The 21,936-nt window shown below is 69.0% G+C and carries 20 protein-coding genes; 9 read left to right on the top strand and 11 right to left on the bottom strand.

Annotation, left to right across the window (positions count from 1 at the left end; genetic code table 11):
• Positions 1 to 66: 66 nt before the first annotated feature.
• The 7 genes from ACKN61_RS03565 to ACKN61_RS03535 are packed head-to-tail and all read right to left on the bottom strand — an operon-like array spanning position 67 to position 7,390.
• On the bottom strand, positions 67 to 1,269 hold the full coding sequence (locus tag ACKN61_RS03565) for a M24 family metallopeptidase (RefSeq protein ID WP_408952349.1): 1,203 nt from the start codon (positions 1,267 to 1,269) through the stop codon (positions 67 to 69).
• Positions 1,266 to 2,852, bottom strand: coding sequence for an aldehyde dehydrogenase (NADP(+)) (locus tag ACKN61_RS03560; protein WP_408952348.1), 1,587 nt, complete (start codon positions 2,850 to 2,852; stop codon positions 1,266 to 1,268). The genes ACKN61_RS03565 and ACKN61_RS03560 overlap by 4 nt, the downstream gene beginning before the upstream one ends.
• Position 2,853: 1 nt before the next feature.
• Positions 2,854 to 3,759 (bottom strand): dihydrodipicolinate synthase family protein, encoded by a 906-nt coding sequence (locus ACKN61_RS03555; RefSeq protein WP_031371924.1) that lies wholly within the window; start codon positions 3,757 to 3,759, stop codon positions 2,854 to 2,856.
• Complete coding sequence (locus tag ACKN61_RS03550; protein WP_408952347.1) at positions 3,759 to 5,078, bottom strand: FAD-dependent oxidoreductase; 1,320 nt, start codon at positions 5,076 to 5,078, stop codon at positions 3,759 to 3,761. Before ACKN61_RS03550 ends, ACKN61_RS03555 begins: the two co-directional genes overlap by 1 nt.
• Complete coding sequence (locus tag ACKN61_RS03545) at positions 5,071 to 5,319, bottom strand: 2Fe-2S iron-sulfur cluster-binding protein (protein ID WP_408952346.1); 249 nt, start codon at positions 5,317 to 5,319, stop codon at positions 5,071 to 5,073. Before ACKN61_RS03545 ends, ACKN61_RS03550 begins: the two co-directional genes overlap by 8 nt.
• Positions 5,316 to 6,446, bottom strand: a complete 1,131-nt coding sequence (locus ACKN61_RS03540; RefSeq protein ID WP_408952345.1) for an NAD(P)/FAD-dependent oxidoreductase — start codon at positions 6,444 to 6,446, stop codon at positions 5,316 to 5,318. The genes ACKN61_RS03545 and ACKN61_RS03540 overlap by 4 nt, the downstream gene beginning before the upstream one ends.
• A 5-nt stretch (positions 6,447 to 6,451) precedes the next feature.
• A complete protein-coding gene (locus tag ACKN61_RS03535) occupies positions 6,452 to 7,390 on the bottom strand; it encodes a 4-hydroxyproline epimerase (protein ID WP_408952344.1) in 939 nt (312 codons plus the stop codon).
• Between the two features lie 111 nt (positions 7,391 to 7,501).
• On the opposite strand from ACKN61_RS03535, the gene ACKN61_RS03530 reads away from it, so the two are divergent.
• Positions 7,502 to 8,221, top strand: coding sequence for a helix-turn-helix domain-containing protein (locus tag ACKN61_RS03530; protein ID WP_408952343.1), 720 nt, complete (start codon positions 7,502 to 7,504; stop codon positions 8,219 to 8,221).
• Positions 8,222 to 8,313: 92 nt separating this feature from the next.
• Positions 8,314 to 9,144 (top strand): hypothetical protein, encoded by an 831-nt coding sequence (locus ACKN61_RS03525; protein WP_408952342.1) that lies wholly within the window; start codon positions 8,314 to 8,316, stop codon positions 9,142 to 9,144.
• 66 nt (positions 9,145 to 9,210) lie between these two features.
• On the opposite strand, the gene ACKN61_RS03520 is transcribed toward ACKN61_RS03525, so the two are convergent.
• Positions 9,211 to 9,690 carry a RidA family protein gene (locus ACKN61_RS03520; protein WP_408952341.1) on the bottom strand — a complete coding sequence of 160 codons (480 nt, stop codon included), beginning with the start codon at positions 9,688 to 9,690 and terminating at the stop codon, positions 9,211 to 9,213.
• 9 nt (positions 9,691 to 9,699) lie between these two features.
• Positions 9,700 to 10,776 (bottom strand): arginase family protein, encoded by a 1,077-nt coding sequence (locus ACKN61_RS03515; protein WP_408952340.1) that lies wholly within the window; start codon positions 10,774 to 10,776, stop codon positions 9,700 to 9,702.
• 764 nt (positions 10,777 to 11,540) lie between these two features.
• Between ACKN61_RS03515 and ACKN61_RS03510 the strand changes: the two genes are divergently transcribed.
• Positions 11,541 to 12,962, top strand: coding sequence for a carbohydrate-binding protein (locus tag ACKN61_RS03510; RefSeq protein ID WP_408952339.1), 1,422 nt, complete (start codon positions 11,541 to 11,543; stop codon positions 12,960 to 12,962).
• A 317-nt stretch (positions 12,963 to 13,279) separates the two neighbouring features.
• Here ACKN61_RS03510 and ACKN61_RS03505 read toward each other — a convergent pair whose 3' ends face one another.
• Positions 13,280 to 14,635: a Gfo/Idh/MocA family protein gene (locus ACKN61_RS03505; protein ID WP_408952338.1), complete on the bottom strand. Its 1,356-nt coding sequence runs from the start codon at positions 14,633 to 14,635 to the stop codon at positions 13,280 to 13,282.
• A 111-nt stretch (positions 14,636 to 14,746) separates the two neighbouring features.
• Positions 14,747 to 15,151: a RidA family protein gene (locus ACKN61_RS03500; protein ID WP_408952337.1), complete on the bottom strand. Its 405-nt coding sequence runs from the start codon at positions 15,149 to 15,151 to the stop codon at positions 14,747 to 14,749.
• Between the two features lie 637 nt (positions 15,152 to 15,788).
• On the opposite strand from ACKN61_RS03500, the gene ACKN61_RS03495 reads away from it, so the two are divergent.
• From ACKN61_RS03495 to ACKN61_RS03470, 6 genes are all read left to right on the top strand, one after another.
• A complete protein-coding gene (locus ACKN61_RS03495) occupies positions 15,789 to 16,565 on the top strand; it encodes an SDR family oxidoreductase (protein ID WP_408952336.1) in 777 nt (258 codons plus the stop codon).
• A 17-nt stretch (positions 16,566 to 16,582) separates the two neighbouring features.
• Positions 16,583 to 17,872 (top strand): amino acid deaminase, encoded by a 1,290-nt coding sequence (locus tag ACKN61_RS03490; RefSeq protein WP_408952335.1) that lies wholly within the window; start codon positions 16,583 to 16,585, stop codon positions 17,870 to 17,872.
• Positions 17,873 to 17,983: 111 nt separating this feature from the next.
• Positions 17,984 to 18,841: a MurR/RpiR family transcriptional regulator gene (locus ACKN61_RS03485; RefSeq protein WP_408952334.1), complete on the top strand. Its 858-nt coding sequence runs from the start codon at positions 17,984 to 17,986 to the stop codon at positions 18,839 to 18,841.
• Positions 18,838 to 20,316, top strand: a complete 1,479-nt coding sequence (locus tag ACKN61_RS03480; protein ID WP_408952333.1) for an N-acyl-D-amino-acid deacylase family protein — start codon at positions 18,838 to 18,840, stop codon at positions 20,314 to 20,316. The genes ACKN61_RS03485 and ACKN61_RS03480 overlap by 4 nt, the downstream gene beginning before the upstream one ends.
• Positions 20,306 to 21,241, top strand: a complete 936-nt coding sequence (locus ACKN61_RS03475) for a 2-dehydro-3-deoxygalactonokinase (protein ID WP_408952332.1) — start codon at positions 20,306 to 20,308, stop codon at positions 21,239 to 21,241. Before ACKN61_RS03480 ends, ACKN61_RS03475 begins: the two co-directional genes overlap by 11 nt.
• A complete protein-coding gene (locus ACKN61_RS03470) occupies positions 21,238 to 21,915 on the top strand; it encodes a 2-dehydro-3-deoxy-6-phosphogalactonate aldolase (RefSeq protein WP_408952331.1) in 678 nt (225 codons plus the stop codon). Before ACKN61_RS03475 ends, ACKN61_RS03470 begins: the two co-directional genes overlap by 4 nt.
• The last annotated feature ends 21 nt before the right edge of the window (positions 21,916 to 21,936 follow it).

The following is a 21,936-nucleotide window of genomic DNA, read 5'->3' as shown; positions in this document are numbered from 1 at the left end:
GGCGCGGCAGACGGCCCGTGCAGAGGAAGCCCGGTAGTCGCCAGCGGACTCAATGCCGCCGGCGACTCAATCGGCGAACGGCCGGTCGATCGCCAGCGACGGCGGGGTGAACCAGGCCGCGCCGTTCTCGGTGACGTAGAAGTGATCCTCCAACCGCACTCCGAACTGGCCGGGCACCACGATCATCGGTTCGTTCGAACAGCAGTTGCCGGGCTCCAGCCCGACCCGGTTGCCGCGCACCAGATACGGCGTCTCGTGCACGCTCATGCCGCAACCGTGCCCGGTGCGGTGCGGCAAGCCGGGCAGACGATAGTCCGGGCCCAGGCCACCGCGTTCGAGCACCGTGCGCGCGGCCTGATCGACCGCTTCGCCGCTGACGCCGGGGCGCACCGCATCGAACGCGGCCCGTTGCGCAGCGAGTTCGAGGTCCCAGATCCGCTGCTGCTCGGCGCCGGCACGGCCGCAGATGTAGGTGCGGGTGATGTCGGACTGATAGCCCTGCACTGCGCAGCCGGTGTCGATCAGCACCAGTTCGCCTTCGCGCAGGGTCTGCTCGCCGGGAATGCCGTGCGGGTACGCGGTCGCTTCGCCGAACTGGACGATGCAGAAGGTCGAACCGTTGTCGGCGCCGAACGCGCGATGCGCCTCGTCGATGAAACGGCGCAAGGTCGCCGTGCTCACGCCCTCTTCGGCCAGGCCGGCGGCGAGCCGATGGACCTGCAGGGTCATCGCCGTGGCCTGCTTCATCAACGCCAGCTCGGCCTCGGTCTTGCGTGCCCTGCAACCGTCGACGATGGCGGTCGCATCGACGATGTCGAGCGTCGGTGCCAGCGCGCGCAAGGCGGTGAACACTGCATACGGCGCGCCCGGGTCGAGCGCCAGCCGAGCGGCGCCGCGCGCGCGCATCGTGTCGAGGACGAGCGCGCAGGGGTCTTCGTGTTCTTCCCACAGGCGCAATTCGCCCGGGATCTTGAGCACGTGCGAAAGCGAGCCGGATTCGAAGCCCGGGCAGATCACCGCCGGGTCGCCGTCGAGGGTCAGCAGCATCGCCACCAGCCGCTCGCTCGCGCCCCAGGGCACGCCGGTGAAATAGCGCAGCGAGGTGCCGGCGGTGATCAGCAAGGCCTCGCAGCGCTCGCGCCGCATCAGCTCACGCGCACGTTCGATGCGCTGCGCGTACTCGTCGGCGCCGATCGCCGGTGCGCGCTCGCTCCACGGTTGCAGGCCGGCACGCGCCTGCTCGAGGGTCAAACCACCGATCTGAGTCATGGCGCAGCTCCAAGGTCATCGTAAGTCCAGCGGCCGTCGACCTGACGCGCGATGCCGCCGGGATTGCGGTCGCGCAACTCCAGCGGCAGCAACTCGTCGCGCACGTGGTCGTAGCAATGCAAGGCGGCGAAGCGGCGGATCGCCGCCGGCAACCCGACCGCAGTGAAGCCGGGATGGCCGGTGCTCGGGTAGGGCCCGCCGTGGTGCATGGCCGGACTCACCGCGACGCCGGTCGGCATGCGGCTGGCGATCAGGCGGCCGACGCGCGGGCGCAGGCTCGCCGCCAGGCGAGCCTCGTCGGCAGCGTCGGGTTCGCCGGCATAGATGGTGCCGGTCAGATTGCCTTCGAGCCCCTGTGCGATCGCCACGGCCTGTTCGATACCGTCGACGCGCACGACCAGGCTCACCGGCCCGAAGGCCTCGCTCTGCAAGCGCCGGTCGGCGAGGAAGGTCGCCGCATCGACGCTGAGCAGCGCCGGTTGCACGCGATACCCCTCGCCTTCCGCCGTGGCGCCGCCGGCGACCAGTTCCGCGCCGGCTTCGCGCCAATCGCTGAGCCCTTGCTGCAGGTGATCGAGCACACCGCGCGAGAACATCACCCCGGACGGGGCCTGCGCGAACGAAGCCGCGGCCGCGGCGACGAAGCCATCGCCGTCGGCGCCTCGCGGCAGCACCACGATGCCGGGATGGGTGCAGAACTGACCGGTGCCCATGGTGCAGGACGCGAAGAACTCCTGCGCCAAGGCTTCGCCGCGCTCGCGCAGCGCGCCTTCGAGCAAGAACACCGGATTGACGCTGGACAGTTCCAGATAGGCCGGCACGCCGGCCGCGTCGGCGCGCGCCTTCAGCGCCAGGCCGGCGTTGCGGCTGCCGGTGAAGGCGAGCGCACCAAGCCGCGCATCGCCGGCCAGGGCCAGCCCTTGCGCGGGGTCGAGGTGATACAGCACCTGCAAGGCCGCGGCCGGCAAGCCGGCCTCGACCAGGGCGCGGTGGGCGAGCTCGGCCAGACGCTGGCTGGTCGCCGGGTGCGACGGATGCACTTTGGCGATGACCGGGTTGCGGGCGGCGATGGCCGAAGCGAAATCGCTGCCGGCCACCGCGTTGAAGGCGAACGGGAAATTGTTCGGCCCGAAGATCAGCACCGGTTTGTGCAGCGGCGCGAGATGGCTGCGCAGACCGGCCGCGGTGTCGATGATCGGCTGCGTCCACGAACGCTCGCGCACCGCCCGCGCGGCCTGGCGCAACTGCCCGGTGGTGCGCGGCAATTCGACCTTGGCCAGACGCGGTTCGATCGGCAGCGCCGTTTCCAGATGCGCGAGCGCGACCAGGTCTGGCGCGTCGTGTTCGATGCCGAGCGCATACGCCTCGAGGAAATCGGCGATGCGTTCGGGATCGGCCGCGGCCAGTTCGTCGGCGACGGCGCAGGCCGAGGCCAGCGCGGCCTCGGCGTCGGCCGCGCCGGACACCGGGAACGCCGGTCCGAACGGCGTGCCGCGGGTCGGATCGAAGGCGCGGAAATCGCCGCCGGCATCGCGCGAGGCCTGCCAGCGCCCTTCGATCAGTACCGGTTCGCGCGCGCCCATCTCAGCGGCCCGGATGCGCGGCGATGGCGCGCTCGATCACGGCGAGCGCGGCGTCGCGCTCGGCGCCGACCAGGACCATGCGCGGCGCGCGCACGTGCTCGCTGCCCAGGCCGACACGCTCCTGCACCAGCTTGATCAGCTGGACGAACTTGGGCACGGTGTCCAGGCGCAACAGCGGCAGGAACCAGGCGTAGAGATCGGCCGCGGCGCGCGCACCGCCGTCGCGGGCGAGTTCGAACAACTGCACCGATTCCTTCGGATAGGCGTTGACCAGGCCGGCGATCCAGCCGGTCGCGCCCATCGCCACGCCTTCGACCACCGCATCGTCCATGCCGACCAACAGGTCGAGGCGCTCGCCGAGCAGCGAACGGATCGCGGCGAAGCGGCGCACATCGGTCGAGGATTCCTTGACCGCCTGCAGGTTCGGCAGTTCGGCGGCGAGTTCGGCGATCTGCTCGGGCACGAAATCGGTCTTGTAGGCGATCGGATTGTTGTAGAGCATGCACGGCAGCGGGGTCGCTTCGATCACTGCGCGCACATGCGCCTTCATTTCGCGCCAGTCGCTCGAATACACGTACGGCGGCAGCACCATCAGGCCGGCGCAGCCGATTGCGGCGGCCTCGCGCGCCAGGCGCACGGCTTCGTCGGTCGACAGCGCGGCGATGCCGGGGATCACCGGCGCGCGGCCGTCGAGCGCCTGCACCAGGGTGCGCAGGATCGCCAGCTTGTCCTCGAAGCTCAGCGTCGCCGCTTCGCCGAGCGAACCCAGCGGCACGATGCCGACGCAGCCGGCATCGATCAAGGTGCGCGCGTGTTCGGCGAGGAAGGCGTGATCGATCGCACCGTCGGCGCGGAACGGGGTGGTGATCGCGGGGATGACGCCACGCCAGAACGAAGCATTGCTCATTAGACAGACCCTTTGGATTCGGTAAGGAAAGTACGATCGGAACAAGAGCCGGCTGCGGCCAAACTGGCCAGCCGGGTGGGAAAAACCGGCGGCCGCGCGGCATGCGCACGCGTCGCCGGCACCAGCAGACCCAACTCGGTCAGCGCCGTGCCGCAGATGCGGCCCTGGCAACTGCCCATGCCGCAGCGCGTGGCCAGCTTGGCCGCGCGCGCGTCGGAATATCCTTGCAACTGCGCCAACGCCACGTCCTCGCAGCGGCATACCAGCGTGGCCGGCTCGGCGAGCTTGCGCACGTCGTCGCGCAGGTCGAAATAACGCGGCAACAGATCGGCGAAGGCGCGTGCGTGGCGACGGCGCGGACGCAGGTTACGCGCGGCATCGTCCGCGCCGGCGGCGGCGTGACCGGCCATCGCGCCTTCGACACGCGCGACATCGACGCCGCCGATGCCGCAGGCCTCGCCGGCGGCGTACACGCCGTCGACGCTGGTCATCAGCCGTTCGTCGACGCGCACGCGCGGATGGCGACCGTCGAGCTCGAGCGCGCAGCCCAGCTGCGCGGCGAGTTCGGTGTTCGGCACCAGGCCGTAACCGACCGCGACCTGGTCGCAGGCGATGCGTTCGACCCCGCGCGCGCTTTCGATCTCGACTTCGCGCACCCGCTCGTCGCCGTGCACGGCGCGTACCCAGCTCGCGCGCCGATAGGCCACCCCGGCCAGGCGCGTACGCAGCGCTGCGGCCTGCAGCAACTTGCCCGGCCAGCGCCACAGTTGCGAAGCGAACGCCATCAGCGCCGCGTCCGGTGCCTGTTCGCAGATCGCCAGTACCTGCGCGCCGTGTCGGCGCAAGGTCGCGGCCGAGGCCAACAGCAGCGGGCCGCTGCCGGCGAGGAGCACGCGCTTGCCGGCGATCGGCCAGCCTTGCTTGACCAGGGCCTGCAGGGCGCCGGCGCCGGTGACGCCGGGCAAGGTCCAGCCCGGGAACGGCAGCAACAACTCGCGCGCGCCGGTGGCCAGCACCAGGGCGCCGTATTCGATTTCGCGCACCAGGCCGGCTTCTTCGATCAGCACCCGGCCAGGCGCGGTCGCAACGACCTGCGCCTGCGGCAGCCAATGCAGATTGCTGCGCGCGCGCATCTCCGCCACTGCGAGGCGCGCGGCGGCCGGTGCGGATTTGCGCACGTCGTGGCGCCAGACCTGCCCGCCCGGGTTCGCCTGCAGATCGACCAGCACGACGTTGACGCCGTGGCTCGCCGCGGCGCGCGCCGCCGCCAGCCCGGCCGGGCCGGCGCCGATCACCAGCACGTCGCAGGGCTCAGTCATCGCGCTGCACCTGCATGCCGTCGCGCGCCACCACTACGCAGGCGCGTTGATGGGCGACGCCGTCGATGCTGACCCGGCACTCGAAACACAGGCCCATGCCGCACAGCGGCGCACGCGTCTCGCCGCTGCGCGAGCGGCGAAAACGCAGACCGAGTTGGGCCACGGCCGCGGCGACGTTGGCCCCGGCCGGCACTTCGACGGCGATGCCGTCGATCGACAACTGCACGTTCGGACGTTTCATCGCAGCGCGCGCTCCTGCAGGACACGCTCCGGCAAGAAGGGCGCGGGATCGATGGCCGGCGCGCGGCCGAGCATTTGATCGAGCAACAACTGCGCCGTGCCCAGCGCGGTGGTCACGCCGAGCCCTTCGTGGCCGGCCGCGACCCAGGTGCGCGGCCGGTCGGCGACCGCGCCGATGTAGGGGCGGCCGTCGGGCGTGGTCGGCCGGAAACCGGTCCACACCCGCAGCGCCTGCAACTCCCGCAACATCGGCAGGAACGCGAAGGCGCGGTCGAGCATGCGCCGCAGCATCGGCAGCGACACCGCGCGATCCTCGACACCGAACTCGCGCGAGGAGCCGATCAGGATCTGCCCGGTCGGACGCGGCTGCACGTTGAAGGCGACGCTGCTGTCGGCATCGCCGTGGGCGCTGTCGGCATAGCCGAGTTCGAGCAATTGATGGCGCACCCGCCCGGGGTAGCGCTCGGTGATGACCAGATGCCCTTTGCGTGCGCGCATCGGTAACTGCGGCAGCAGCTCGGGCACGGCGCAGCCGGTCGCGACCAGGACCGGGCCGACCAATTCGCTGCCGTCGTCGAGGCGCGCACCGTTGGCGCTCAGCTCGACGACACGACGCCCCAGGAACGCCGTGGCGCCGGCCTGCAGGGCGCGCTCGAACAGATGCTGGGCGACGCGCGGCGGATACACCACCGCCTCGTCGGCGACCAACATGCCGCCGCACAGCCCCGGGGTGAGGCCGGGTTCGAGTCGGTACAACTCGTCTGCGTCGATTCGTTGCGCGCGAACGCCGGACGCGGCCAGGCGCGCGATCTTGGCGGCGACGCCGTCGAACTCGCGCGCCTCGCGCGCGACCCACAAGGTGCCGCAACGGCTGAATTCGGCTTCGGGCAGATCGGCGAAGCGTTCCCACAGCGCCAGCGAATAACGCGACAAAGCCAACTCGGCCGGGTCGTCGTCCATCGCCACCAGATGCCCCATCGCCGCCGCGGTGGCACCGCCGCCGACCGGGCCCGGCTCGACCACGGCGACCCGCAGCCCTTCCTGCACGGCACGCTCGGCGCAGGCGCTGCCGACGATGCCGGCACCGATCACGATCAGGTCGTAGCTGTTGGAAGGCGCTGCGCTCATGCCGGTCACTTCGCCGCGATGCCCCAGGCGAAGGGGTCGGCTTCGTCGATCAACAACTGCGCGTGTGCGGTGATGTAGGCGCTGCCGGTGATGGTCGGCAGGACGCCGCGCGGGCCCGGGCGATAGCGCCCTTCGAACACGCTGCCGAGCACACTCTCCTGGCGCCACACCGCATCCGCCGCGAGCTTACCGTCGGCGGCAAGGCAGGCCAGCTTGGCGCTGGTGCCGGTGCCGCACGGCGAACGGTCGTAGGCCAGCCCCGGGCACAGGACGAAGTTGCGCGCGTCGACGCCGGGCGTGGTCGACCGCGTTTCCAGTTCGATGTGGTCGATCGGCGCGCCACCGGCGCCGGTCACGCCGGCCGCTTCCAACGCATGCCGGATCGCTTCGGAATAATCGCTGAGCTCGCGCTGGTGCAGCAGCGAGATCACCCGCGCGACGCGGGCGATGAAGAACCAGTTGCCGCCCCAGGCGACATCGCCGACCACCTCGCCGTAGCCCGGCACCTGCACGCGCACGCCGGCCAGATGGCGCCAGCTTTCAACGTTGTCGACCGAGACCCGGCCGTCCTCGTGCAACTCCGCACCGACCGTGCCGACCGGCGTCTCGATGCGGTGCCGGCCCGGCTGAATCCGGCCGAGGTGCTGCAGAGTGCGCACCAGGCCGATGGTGCCGTGGCCGCACATGCCCAGGTACCCGACGTTGTTGAAGAAAATCACTCCGGCGGCGGCCTCGGGCTCGCTCGGCGGCAGCAGCAAGGCGCCGACCACCGTGTCGGAACCGCGCGGCTCGCAGGCGATGGCCTGGCGCCAGTGGTCGAATTCGGCACGGAAGCGCTCGCGCTTGTCGGCCAGACTGCCGCCGCCCAGATCGGGGAAGCCGGCAACCACGACCCGGGTCGGTTCGCCGCCGGTGTGGGAGTCGATGATGTCTAGGCTGTGCATGCCGCCATGCTCGCGTCGGCGGCCTCGCGCGTCTAGGAATCCTTGCCGGTCATGGATGCGGAATTCGGCATAATCCGGCTTTCGTTGAGGAACCGCCCGGAGCAGGCTGCCATGTCCCTACAGATTCCCGCCGACCTCATGCAGACCCTGTGCGACGCCCTGCCCGACGTGGTGTTCTTCGCCAAGGATGCGTCCGGCCGCTACAGCCACGCCAACCTGACCCTGGTGCGCCGGCTCGGCCTGAAGCGGCGCGAGGACGTGATCGGCCGCGACGTCACCGAACTGTTTCCGGCCCGCCTCGGCGGCCGCTATGCGATCCAGGACCGGCGCGTGCTCGACGGCGAGACCATCGAAAACCAGCTTGAGGTGCATTTGTTTCCGAACCGGCAACCGGGCTGGTGCCTGACCGGCAAGCGCCCGTTGCCGTTGGCCGACGGCCGCACAGGCCTGGTCGGCTTGTCGCGCGACCTCGGCGCGCCCGACGGCCATCACCCGACCTACGAACGCCTGCGCCGGGTCACCGAACACATGCAGGCGCATTTCGCCGGCGCGCTGCGCGTGACCGCCTTGGCCGAACTGGCCAAGCTCTCGGTCGCGCAGTTGGAACGCCATTTCCAGCGCGTGTTCCAGCTGACCCCGCAACAGGCCCTGACCAAGATCCGCATCGAAGCGGCAATGAGGTTGCTGCAGGAAGAGGCGAGCATCGCCGAGGTCGGCCAGTCCTGCGGCTTCTCCGACCAGAGCGCGTTCGCGCGCCAGTTCAAGGCCACTGTGGGCATGGCGCCGAGGGAGTACCGAAGTCTTCACCGCGAGTATCGTTCCAAGATCTGATGCGCTGCCGGATCCGATCGCAGTTCGATTCGCGTTGACCCGCTCATCGGACGCATCGATCATGCTGCACAGCAGTCAGAGAGTTCGGATATATGACTACAGGTTGGAACGATGGCCCGACGCTGCAAAGCGGATTCGGTGCCGACGAAGTCGCTGCGCTGATCGCATCCGGCCCCATCCAGCGACTGACCATCGATGGCAAGGTACTGCTGACCAAGGCCCACGCGCGCGAGCTGGCCGCCCTTCCTTCCATCGACGAGTTGCGAGTGATGGGAGAGGTCACGCGGCGGGCCATGCAACATGTACTCGAAATACCGCAGTTGCGGGAACTCGATGTGTCGCGCATCCGGCGCCCCGGCCGCCTACAGGGCTTCGACACCGCGGAACACCTGCGCGTATTTCGCGAACATTACGGGCTCGCGGAGCTGGACATACTGGAAGTCGCGCGCAGCCCGGGCTTGAGCGAACTGTCCTTGCATTCGGCGCGACTGACGCACCGCGCTTTCGACGCCCTGATGGAAATGCCGGCGCTGCAGTCGCTGGATATCGAAGAAACACCGTTCGATGACGCCATGGCCGCCAGCCTCAAGCGCTCGGCGACCCTGCTCCACCTCGATGCAGGCCGAACCCGGGTTACCGGCCAAGGACTGGCCGCGATTCGCGAGTCCGAACAACTGCTCTCACTCGATCTGTGGTGTACCAACATCCCTCAGGCTGAATTGAACTTGTTGCGCGGCATGCCCAAGCTTGAGTACTTATCGCTCGGCTGCGCCCAGGATCAATATCACCTCCGCATCGAAGGCATCCTGCCGATACTGGACGAGTTGCCGAGCCTGCAACGCCTGTGGCTCGACGGCATCGAGGTCCCGGAGTCGACCCAGGCGGAACTGAAGAATCGTTACGCCTACGTTCGTATCAACTGAATGTAGCCCGAGACCGAATCGGTATCGATTTCGCGAAGAGGAATGGCGAGACGGCAACTTTGATCCCTATGCCAACGCGATCGCCTCGATTTCGATGCGCCAGGCTTCATCGTAGATACCGGTCACTACCACGCTGACCGCGGGATCGGCACGGCCGGCCAACAGGCGGCGGCGGATCTCGCGTTCGCGCTTGCGGTCGCTGCCGCGGGCGAGGAAGACGGTCAGCTTCGCCAGGTGCTGCAGGTCCATGTCGGCCGCGCGTAGCTGCGTCTCGAGGTTGGCCCAAGCGAGAGCGCATTGTCCGGAAAAATCCTGCGGCGCCTCGCCCTGCGCGTCGACCGGGATCTGGCCGCTGACGAACAGCAGCCGGGTCGCGGCAGTGATGGAGTGCGGTTGCGCGGCGTGGATCGATTCGCCGTTGGGCGCGGTAGGCGAACCCGGCGCGGTTTCATCGACGACTTTGCCTCCCGGCATCGGCGCTGCGGCAGGCCCCGACAACCAGGTCATCGCGGCGGCGCTGGTCAGCAGGAAGCTGCGTCGCTGCACGGTGACACCTCAGCGTTCCGACACGGACGATGCGGTAGCTGCGGCGCCTTGCCGCGGCCAGCGGCCGCTGTCTTTGAACGCGCTCGCGACGGTGTCGGCCAGGCGCCGCGCGAGGAGCCCGTCGGGGTCGAGGTCGGGATCGAAGATCGTCAGCTCCATACCCACCGCTTTCGGGCTGGCGAGCAATCGGGCGAGCACGGCGCGCAACTGATCGAAGTCGAGGCCGCCGGGGTTCGGCGAATCCACCGCCGGCATCACCCGTTCGGCGAGCACGTCGGCGTCGAGGTGAATCCAGTAGCCGTCGGTCGGCATCGCCTCGAGGCGTGTGCGCGCCTCCCGCCCGGCGGCGTCGCCACCGCGGCGATGGATCGCCTCGGCCTCGATGGCGTGGATGCCGGAGCGCTCGAAGCTCTCGACGTCGTAGTCGACGCGGTCCTGATCGGCGACGACCAAGCCGAGATGGACCACCTCGTCGGTGCGGAAGTACGGCGAGCGCCCGCGCAGGTCGGACAGCGCAGTGGGGCCGTGCCCGGTCGCCAAGCCGAGATCGAGCCCGGCCGCGGTGAGCAGACCGCGGTAGCGGCGGCGATCGCGGATGAAGGAAAAATCGTCGTGAGCATCGATGAAGGCCAGCCCGTAGCGGCCACGCTGCTTGAGGGCCAGACCGCTGCCGAGCAGCACGCTGCAATCGCCGCCGAGCACCAGCACGAAGCGGTTCTGCGCGAGCAGCGGCGTCAGACGGTCGGCCAGGGTCTGGCTGTAGTCGCGCAGCGCGGCGCCGTTACGAAAGCCGATCGCGAAGTCGGGGGCCGGCGAATACCGCGGCGGATCGACGCGGCCTGCATCGCGGGCGTGCAGGCGCCGCAGCAACCCGGTCGCGCGCAGCGCATCGGGCAATTTCCGCACGCCCGGCTCGACACCCGGCGCCGGAGGGCGCAACCCCAGATTGCTGGGGGCATCGATCACCACGATGGCGGGCGGGTTCGGCATGACGGTTACGGACGCTACCGCCGGCGACTGCGCGCAGGCCGGCAGCAGCGAGGACAGTGCGGCGCCGAGCACGGAACGACCGATCGCGAGGCGCATCCGCATAACCTCTTAATGTGTTTTTAGAGGCTATACCCTCCTCTTATAACCTGTCAATTATATTTTGACAGTTACTGCAGTTGATCGTTCTCATGCAGACCTCTGAACGGGCGGAGACGAGGCGAGCGCGCCGCGGCCACGACGACGTCCGCAACGACCACGGCGCCTGGCGGCAATGTGCTTTGCGCACCCAAGCAAGCCGGTCACGCCCGTCCTTCCTCACCATATAGACGCGTGCGACGGCGATCTCATCCCGTCGCCACCGACCGCCACCCTGGGTGCAGCGCAGCAAATCCGTGCTGAAGATCACCGTCGTATGCGGCAAATTCGCGACAAGTACGACAAGTTGCGCCGCACCGCTTGACAGCGCTGTCAATTGGAGCAGGCTGCGGACCAAAGCCCACCGGATGTCCGCCAGATCAGAGGCGGGCGACGGTGAGGCATGAGGAGGGATCACCCTCCCGCGTCAGGGCATGGCCCATTGAAGAGGGATTAGGTACCGCTCCACGCGGAGCGGGCCCGCATCTACTTCGCAACGGAGGCACAAGACGAAGCAGGCAAGCCCTGAATCCCCCCGCACCGACCGCCGACGCGCTTCCGGCAGCAAGCCGGAAAACGACCGCCGCGCCGTAAGCACGGCAGCGGCGCACCGCGCACGGCAACGCAGCAAGCACACCTGATCCACGCCCGGGCCGACGGCCCCGCATGCGAGCGCAACGGGCCGCATGCGCCGCCGCTCCGGCCATCAAATCAAAGGACAGCACATGAGATCCGCGACCCAATGCATCGCATTCCTGATGTTTTTCCTGCTTTCCGGCAGCGCCTTCGCGCAAAACTGGCAGCTCGTGTGGAGCGACGAGTTCAATGGGGCCATCGGGCCCGACTGGGTGTTCGAAACCGGTAACGGCAGCAACGGCTGGGGCAACAACGAACTGGAATATTACCGGCGCGAGAACGCGAGCATCGAGAACAACGCCCTGGCGATTACCGCCAAGCGCGAGGACTTCGGCGGCTATCGCTACACCTCGGCGCGCATGAAGACTCAGGACCGCCGGACTTTCAAGTACGGCCGCATCGAGGCACGCATGAAGCTGCCCTCGTTCAAGGGCGCCTGGCCCGCCTTCTGGATGCTGGGCGCCAACCTGCCGCAGGCCGGATGGCCCGCTTCAGGCGAGATCGACGTGATGGAGCACGTCAACGACGAGGACAAGACTTACGGCACGATCCACTGGAGCGACCACAACGGCACCTACGCACAGTACGGCGGCAACACCGCCATGACCGTGCAGGACTGGCACGTCTACGCCGTGGAGTGGGACGTCAACGCGATCCGCTGGTACGTCGACGGCAACAAGTTCCACGAAGCCAATATCCAGGGCGGCGTCAACGGCACCGAGGAGTTCCACAAGGACTTCTTCCTCCTGCTGAACTTCGCCATCGGCGGCAACTGGCCGGGCTTCACCGTGGACGAGACGCGCTTGCCGGCGAAGATGTACGTCGATTACGTGCGCGTGTACTCGGGGGACAGCGCGAATCCCGGCGTCGCATCGGCGTACCAGCATTGCGACTTCGGCGGCTGGGGCGTGGCGCTGCCGGAAGGCCGCTACACGGCCGCGCAGTTGCAGGCCAGGGGTATCGGCAACGACCAGATCTCTTCGCTGCGCGTCAATCCGGGTTACCAGGTCACGCTTTACCAGGACGACAACTTCAGCGGCGCCAGCGTGACCAAGAGCGCCGACGCCTCCTGCCTGGCCGGCGACGGCTTCAACGACCGCGCCTCGTCGCTGGCGGTGGCGCGGTTCTCGCAACCCTGGTCGCTGACGCTGCAGGCCGAGAACTTCAGCGCGCAGCAGGGCGTGCAGGCCGAAGCATGTTCGGAAGGCGGCCAGAACGTCGGCTGGATCGATCAGGGCGACTGGATGGCCTACAACGGCATCACCTTCCCTGCCACCGGCACCTACCGCATTGAGTACCGGGTTGCGAGCGCCGGCGGCGGCGCACTGTCGCTCGACCTCAATGCAGGCAGCGTCGTGCTCGGAACCGTGCAGATTCCCGCGACCGGCGGCTGGCAGAACTGGACCACGGTCTCGCACACCGTGAGCGTCGGCGCCGGGACCTACAACCTCGGCGTCTATGCGGCGCAGGGCGGATGGAACATCAACTGGCTCAGGATCACCCGCCTCTAGCCTACGACCGCTTTGGCGATACCCGTTGCGGGTCCATTGCCGCGGAGCGCTGCCTGCCCTCGGGCAGCGCTCCGGATTTCTCGGCCGGGCGGCAGAGCGGTCGCGCACGCTACGAACGGCCGCGATCATGCGTTCGCGGTCGCGGCTTGCACCGCTCCTGATCTTGAAGCCCGCGACCTGGAGACAAAAAAACCCGGCATGCGCCGGGTGGAGGTCGGAAGGCAGAGAGAGAGTAGGCACCAGCGACGAGAGCACGCATCGCCGGCGACCGCCCGCCGGATCGACGGCGAGCGGCTACTGCGCGGTGAGCTCAGATCTCAGTAGCGATCGTTCAAGGCGAAGATCGGCTTGCGGTTCTTCCACTTGCCTTCGGTGAAGTCCGGGAACTCCACGGTCTTGTGCTCGGCGATGGACTGCTCCGACAACGGAGTGATCGCGCTCCAGGCCACCGCGTCGTAGACGTCGATCGGCATCGGCGCATCGGCCTTGAGGGCCTCGATGAAGGCGTGCACGACGAAGTAGTCCATGCCGCCGTGGCCGGCGCCGGCCGCAGTGTCGGCGAACCGCTGCCACAGCGGGTGGTCGTACTTCGCCAGCCAGGCCTCGGCCTTGTCCCACTCGTGCGGCGCGGTCTTGCCTTCGATGTGGATCGAATCGTTGATGTCCATCCACAGGCCGTCGGTGCCCTGCACGCGGAAGCCCAGCGAGTACGGACGCGGCAGCGAGGTGTCGTGTTGCAGCAGGATGGTCTCGCCGTTTTCGCAGGCGATCTGGGTAGTGACCAGGTCGCCGAGCTTGAATTTGACCTTGGCGTTCGGATGGTCCGGGCCGGCCTGCTTGACGATGTAGTCGTGCAGGCCGCGCGCCTTGCTCGAGAACGAGCTGAGGTAGGTGAAGCGATTGCCGCGATGGATGTTGGCGACCATCGCGCAGGGGCCGATGCCGTGGCTCGGGTACAGCTCGCCATCGCGCTGGACCGAATGTTCGGTGCGCCAGCGCGCCTCCGACCAGCCCTTGGCGCCGAACTCGACGCCGCCGCCGGTGGCGCGCTCGGGGTTGCCGCTGTTGAACTTCACCGCGCGCAGGTCGTGCTGGTAGCCGCCCTGCAGATGCACGATTTCGCCGAACAGGCCCTGCCGCACCATGTTCAGCACCGCCAGCACGTCGCGGCGATAGCACACGTTCTCCAGCAACATGTAGGGCGTGCCGGTCTTCTGCTGGGTGCGCAGCACCTGCCAATGGTCGTCGAGGGTGATGCCGGCAACCACTTCGCAGGCGACCGCGATGCGCGCCTGCATCGCCGCGATCGCCATCGGCGCATGGAACTCCCAGGGCGTGGCGATGATCACGCCGTCGAGACCGCCCTTGTCGAGCATCTTGCGGTAGGCGTCGTTGTCGCCGCCTTCGCCGTAGGTCGTCGGCTTGGGCCGGCCGGCCTTCTCGATCATCTTCAGCGCGCGGCCGAGCATGATCGGCTCGACGTCGCACAACGCGACGACCTCGACGTCGTCGCGACGCACCAGCTCCTTGAGCAGCACCTGGCCGCGCATGCCGGTGCCGATCAGGCCCAGACGCAACTTCGAGCGTTTGCGGGCGAAGGCCGGCGTGAACGCGGTGCTGGCCAATACGGTGCCCGCGGTCGCGGAAGTAGCGAGGAAGTCGCGTCGGTTCATGCAGGTGCCTCGGTGGGGTTCGATGAGGGAAGAAGAAGGATTACGGTCGCGGCGACGGCGACGGCGACACGCTTCAGCGCGTCATGGATTAGTCAGTGCATTGCCGGGTAATCAACGCGCCACCGGGTGATAGGCGATGGCTTCGATCTCGATCTTGCAATCGACCATCATTTGCGAGCGCACGCACGAACGCGCCGGCGGCTGTTCGCCGAAGTACTCGCGGTAGACGCGGTTGAAACTCCAGAAGTCGCGGGTGTCGTCGAGCCAGACGGTGACCTTGACCACGCGGCTCAAGTCGCAGCCGGCCAGGCCAAGCACTTTCTTGACGTTTTCCATGGTCCGGCGCGTCTGCGCCTCGATGCCGCCCTGTTCGATCTCGCCGCGCTCGTTCATGGCGACCTGGCCGGAGATGTAGACGAAGTCGCCGGCACGCACCGCCGGCGAGAACGGCAGTTGTTGGCCGCCGGCGCCGCTGGGCTCCAGGCCGTAGCGGACGATGGAATTGGAATCGCTCATGGATGGACTCTCTGCGTAGGGAGGAACGGAAACAGCGAAGCTACGACGGCTGGCGCGCTCCGCCGCACCGCTCGCAGATCGCGGGCAGCATGGCGGCGGCGCTCGGCGCCGGATGGCAGGTTCAAGGCCTTCCCGTTGCCGACGTGAAAGTATCTTACAAACTTTCACGATGCATTTTGCACTGCACCATGGCGATTTATTAGGGCCTCTGCTACATTTCCGTCGCCCATCAAGCCATCTGTGTTTGAAATTTACAGGAATGATCGGATGACCAGGGAACCGCGCTGTGATCCATTCGCCGCACCCCGCTCCTGGGAGTCCGGCCGCGCGCCCGAGCCACGCGACCGGCACGCGACCGGCACGCAATCGGGCCCGCACCTGCGCCGTTTCGCCGTCGTACTGCGGCCGAAATCCTGCGCAACGATCGCGTCTTCGTCGCGCGGCCGCCACGACGGGGACACATGGATTCGCACGGCCCCGCCTCACGCAGAGAGTGTGCCGACGCCTCGCTCGGCACACCCAAAGCCTCCCGCTATCGGCGATATTCCGGTCTACCGTCACCACCCGCTGCGTCCCGATCGCCTCGTTGCGCTCGGTCCGACGCTGCGGGCGCCCCCATTGAAGGAATGATCCGTCCATGAGCCAAAGCCGTTTGACCTTGATCACCGGAGCCGCGGGCGGCATCGGCCGAGGATTGCTCGCCCGTTTCGTCGCCGGAGGCGATCGCGTGCTCGCCCACGATCGCGATGCCGATGCGCTGGCCGCGCTGGCCGCGAGCTTCGCGCCCGGGCAAGTGCTGACCGCGGCTTCCGAGTTGTCCGATCTCGACGCCTTGCGCGCCGCACTCGCGCCGGTCACCCAGGCGCACGGCCCGATCGGCGCGGTCATCGCCAACGCCGGCAGCGCCGAAGGACTGAGTCTGGCCGGCACCGCACCGGGCGCATGGCAGCGCGACGTCGACGTCAACTTGAACGCCGGTTACTGCACGGTGGAAGCGGCGCTCGACGGGCTCAAGCATACCCGCGGCAACATCGTCTTCATCGGCTCGGTCAACGGCCTCGCCGCACTCGGCCATCCGGCCTACAGCGCGGCCAAGGCCGGCTTGATCAGCTACGCCAAATCGATCGCGATCGAATACGGCCGGCTTGGCCTGCGCGCCAACGTGATCTGCCCGGGCACGGTCAAGACCCAGGCCTGGCAGGCGCGCGCCGACAGGCATCCGCAAGTGTTCGAGGACTTGAAGAAGTGGTATCCGCTCGGCGACTTCGCCACGCCCGAGGACATCGCCGAAGCCGCCTGGTTCCTCGCCTCGCCGCAGGCGCGCATGATCAGCGGCGCGGTGCTGCCGGTCGACGGCGGCCTGATGGCCGGCAACCGGGTGATGGCTTCGGAACTCACCCTGGAGCCTTACTGATGACTGGAGCCGTACCGATGAACGCGGCACTGCGCGAGCTCGGACAGAACCTGTTGCTGCCCGGCGTCAAGGGATTGCCGTTGCAGCAGGCCACACGCCAGGACGCGATCGGCGGGCTCGGCCTGCATGTTCTCGACGGCAGCCTGTCGTATCCGGTCGCGGTGCTGCGCGAATCCACTCTCGCCCACAACATCGCCTGGATGCGCGATTTCGTCGAACGTGCCGGCGCTCTGCTCGCGCCGCACGGCAAGACCACCATGAGCCCGCAGTTGTTCCAGGCCCAACTCGATGCCGGCGCCTGGGCGATCACCCTGGCGACGATCCCGCAGTTGCGCATCGCCCATCGGTTCGGCGTGCGCCGGGTGCTGCTGGCCAATCAGCCGGTCGCGATCGCCGACATCGAAAGCCTGGCCGCGCTGCTGCGCGACGACCCCGGTTTCGAGGCCTGGGTCCTGGTCGATTCCTCGGCCGGCGCCCGACGCCTCGCCGAGGCGATGCAGCGGCTCGCACCGCAACGTCGATTGCCGGTGTTGGTCGAACTCGGCGCCGACGGCGGCCGCACCGGCGTGCGCGGCCTCGACGCCGCGCTGGCGCTCGCACGCGAAGTCGCCGCGAGCCCCGCGCTGCGCCTGGCCGGCATCGAAGGCTACGAAGGCCTGTGGGTCGGCGCCGACCGCGACAGCGACCTGGCGCGCGTGCGCGGCCTGCTCGCCGAACTGGTCGAGCTGACTCGCCGCTGCGACGGCGAGGGCCTGTTCGACGGCGAGGAGATTTTGATCAGCGCCGGCGGCTCGGCGTATTTCGATTTTGTCGCCGACGCCTTCGCCACGGTCGGCGCGACCACGCGCCCCCTGCGACGCGTGCTGCGCTCGGGGTGTTACCTCACCTCCGACCACGGCTTCTATCACGGCCTGCAACAGGAAATGCGCACCCGCCACGACGCCAGCTTCCGCCACGGCCTGCAGCCGGCGCTGGAAGTGTGGGCGGCGGTGCAGTCGCGCCCGGAGCCGGGCCTGGCCCTGCTCACCCTCGGCAAGCGCGATGCGTCCTACGACATCGACCTGCCCAAGCCGCTGTGCTGGCACCGCCCCGGCGAGCCGGCGCCGTCGCCCATGCGCGATGCGCGCATCGCCAAGATGAACGACCAACATGCCTATCTCGAACTGCCGCACGATCATCCGCTGCAGGTCGGCGATCTCGTCGCCACCGGCATTTCGCACCCTTGCACCACGTTCGACAAATGGCAGGTGCTGCTGACCGTCGACGACGGCTATCGCGTCACCGGCGCCATCAATACTTTCTTCTGATCGCGCCATCGGCGCGATCGATACCCGCTCGCCGCGCCACCGACGCGATCAATACGCCCTACCCGCCGCGTTATCGGCTCGATCGACACCCTTCCGAGGAACGACCCCATCGTGTCCGACAACCTCATCCCCAAGATCCGCGGAGCGCTCGACACCTTGCGCCCGGCCGAGCGCAAGGTCGCCGAGACCGTGCTGGCCGACCTGGACTTCGCGATCCACGCCAGCATCGGCGCGCTGGCGATACGCGCCAACGTGTCCGAACCCAGCGTGACCCGCTTCTGCCGCGCGATCGGCTGCGAAGGCCTGCGCCAGTTCAAGGTCCAGCTCGCCCACAGCCTCGCCGTCGGCGTGCCCTATCAGACCGTCACCATCGACAAGGACGACGACGCCGCGACCCTGGTGCACAAGGTCTGCGACAGCATCTCCGCGGCCCTGCACGATGTGCGCGAGCGCACCGACCCGGCCGCGCTCGACGCCGCCGCCGGCTTGATCGCCGGCGCTCGCCGCGTGTGCTGCATCGGCGTCGGCTCGGGCTCGGGCGTGGTCGCGCAAGACGCCTTCCTGCGCTTCCTGCGCCTGGACATCGCCGCCACCGCACACAGCGACGGCCATCTGCAGCGGCTCGCCTCGGGCATGCTCGACGCCAACGACGTGCTGTTCGCGATCTCTCTGTCGGGCCGCAGCCCCGAGGTCAACGACAGCGTGCGCATCGCCAAGCAGCGCGGCGCGCGCATCATCGCCCTGACCCAGGCCGGCGCGCCGCTGGGTTGGGACGCCGACGTGCCGCTGCTGTTGCCGCCGTCGAGCGCGGCGACGCCGTATTCGCCCGGCGTGTCGCGGCTGATGCAGTTGGCGGTGATCGACATGCTGGCGATCGCAGTCGCGCTGCGCCAGGAACCGGGCGTGCTGGAGAAGGCGCGCCGGGCGAAGGCCGAAGTCGAACGCGCCCAGGTTCCCGGCCGCTCATGAGCACGAGATTCGCACCGGCGGCAGCCACCTTCGATCTGGTCATCGCCGACGCCTGGGTGCTCGACGGCAGCGGCGGCCCCGGCTACCGCGCCGATGTCGCCATCGACGGCGAGCGCATCGCCGCGATCGGCGCGCCCGACAGCCTGCACGGACGCCAACGCGAGGACGCGCGCGGGCTCGCACTGGCACCGGGCTTCATCGATGTCCACACCCACGACGACCGCGCGGTGCTCGACGACCCCGGCGTGTTCAACAAGCTCAGCCAGGGCGTGACCACGGTGATCGCCGGCAATTGCGGGATCAGCCTGGCGCCGTGGCGCGCCGACCGCGAACCGCCGGCGCCGCTGTCGTTGATCGGCGGCCAGGCCGATTTTCGTTTCGAACGCTTCCGCGACTACCTCGATGCGGTCGATGCGGCGCGCCCGGCGGTCAACGTCGCGGCGATGGTCGGTCATTCGACCCTGCGCATCGCCGAGGTCGCCGACCTCGGCCGCGCCGCCGACGCCGCCGAGATCGAACGCATGCGCGCGCGCTTGCGCGAGGCGATGCAGGCCGGCGCGATCGGTTTCTCCAGCGGCCTGTTCTACCAGCCGAGCCGGGCCGCGCCGAACAGCGAAGTGATCGAACTCGTCCGCGAGAGCGGCGCCCACGGCGGCGTCTACGCCTCGCACCTGCGCGACGAATACGACGGTGTGCTCGAAGCGATCGACGAAGCCGTCGACGCCGGCGAAGCCGCGCGCACCCCGGTCGTGCTGTCGCATCACAAATGCGCCGGCCCCGCGAACTGGGGCCGCACCGTCGAAACCCTGGCGCGCATCGACGAACGCCGGCGCCGGCACTGGGTCGGCCTCGACGCCTATCCCTACACCGCCGGCTCGACCGTGCTCGATCCGGACTACGTCGACGGGCTGATCCGGATCCTCGTGAGCTGGTCGACGCCGCACCCCGAACAGGCCGGTCGCGACCTGAGCGACATCGCCGCCGATTGGCGGGTCGACCAGAAAGAAGCCGCGCGCCGCCTGCACCCGGCCGGCGCGGTGTATTTCCAGATGCGCGAGGACGACGTGCGCCGCGTGCTGAGCCACGACCGTACCATGATCGGTTCCGACGGCCTGCCGCACGACGCCCACCCGCATCCGCGCCTGTGGGGCGCATTTCCGCGCGTGCTCGGCCATTACTGCCGCGACGAGGGCCTGTTCCATCTGCCCGAAGCGGTGCGCCGCATGACCGCGCTGTCGGCCGACAGCTTCGGCCTGAAACGGCGAGGACGCATCGCCCCCGGACTCGCCGCCGATTTGGTGCTGTTCGATCCCGCCACCATCGCCGACCGCGCCACCTTCGCCGAACCCAAGCAAGCGGCCGCGGGCATCCGCGCCGTCTGGGTCGGCGGCGCCTGCGCCTTGCGCGATGCCCACGCCACCGGCGAACGCCGCGGCCGCGTCCTGCGCCGCGAGGAGGAACGCCATGCTCGATGAATCGCTCCACCGCAACGCCCCCAACACCGGTAACGCGGTCGCCCTGATCGGCGTCGACTGGGGCTCCACTCATCTGCGCGTGCACGCCTTCGACTCGCTCGGCGGCATCATCGCCACGCGCCAGAGCGCGCGCGGCATGGCCTCGCTGCATTCGCCGGAGGCCTTCGCCGCCGCGCTCGACGACCTGCTCAGCGTCGACCTCGACGATGGCGATGCGCCGATCCTGCTGGCCGGCATGGTCGGCGCGCGCAACGGTTGGCAGGAAGCGCCGTATGCGCCGTTGCCCGCCCATGCCGATGCGCTCGCCGCGGCGTTGCAGCCGCTGACGTTCAAGCAGCGCCGCGCCGCGATCGTGCCCGGCGTCAGCGGCGCCAGCGACGGCTTCGACGACGTCATGCGCGGCGAAGAAACCCAGGCGCTCGGCGTGCCGCCCGGAACGCGACGCGTGGCCGCGCCGGGCACGCACAGCAAGTGGCTGACCCTGGACGGCGGCGGCGTGGTCGGGTTTTCGACCTATCCGACCGGCGAGATTTATTCGCTGTTGCTGCATCACAGCCTGCTCGGGCGCGGCCTGCCGGCCGAGGCCTGGTCGGAACGCGGCTTCATCAAGGGCCTGGACACCGCGCGCGAACGCCCCGACTGGCTGCACCAGTTGTTCGGCGTGCGCGCGCGCAACGTCCGCGACGCCGCGCCGGTCGAGGAGCTGCCGGCGTTCCTGTCCGGCCTGTTGATCGGCTACGAGTGCCTGGCCGCCAACAACGAACCCGGCGACGGCGGCGAAGTCGCGGTGATCGGCGGCGCCAAGCTCGCCGCGACCTACGCCCTGGCGCTGCGCCGCTACGGCATCCCCCACTACATCATCGAAGGCGACACCGCGTTTTGCCGCGGCTTATGGCGCATCGCAAAGGCAGCCCGATTCGTATGACCCTCGCCACGTCCCTGCCCCTGCCGAGCACGCTGCCGGCCTGGCTCGTCCAGTCGCCGTTCGTCGCGATCCTGCGCGGCATCACCCCCGACGAGGCCCTGCCGGTCGGCGAAGCGCTGTGGGATGCGGGCTGGCGCATCATCGAAGTGCCGCTGAATTCGCCCGATGCGTTCGAAAGCATCGCCCGCCTGCAACGGCGTTTCGGCGATGCGATCCTGCTCGGCGCCGGCACCGTGCGTCGCGCCGACGAAGTCGACACCCTGGTCCGCATCGGCGCGCGCCTGATGGTCTGCCCGCACACCGATCCGGCCCTGATCGGCTACGCCAAGGCCTGCGGCTTGTTCGCCCTGCCGGGCGCGGCGACGCCGAGCGAATGCCTGGCCGCGCTCGACGCCGGCGCCGACGGGCTCAAGCTGTTTCCGGCCGATGCACTCGGCCCGGCGATGCTGAGCGCTCTGCGCGCGGTGCTGCCCGCCGGCACCGCGGTGCTGCCGGTCGGCGGCATCCACACCGACCTGCTCGCGATCTGGCGCAAGGCCGGCGCGATCGGCTTCGGCATCGGCGGCACCTTGTACAAGCCCGGCACCACCGCGCCGCAGGTCGCCTCGACCGCGCAGGCCTTCAACGAAGCGTGGCTGGAATCGGCACCGACGCCGTGCGGCTTGCGTTCGTAAGCCGCCGCATCGAATCCATCC

Source organism: Lysobacter sp. Hz25 (assembly GCF_046097045.1).
In the GTDB taxonomy this organism is placed as follows: Bacteria; Pseudomonadota; Gammaproteobacteria; order Xanthomonadales; family Xanthomonadaceae; genus Lysobacter; species Lysobacter antibioticus_B.
Note: the sequence above shows the minus strand (reverse complement) of the source record. Positions and strands in the feature narration are given on the sequence as shown.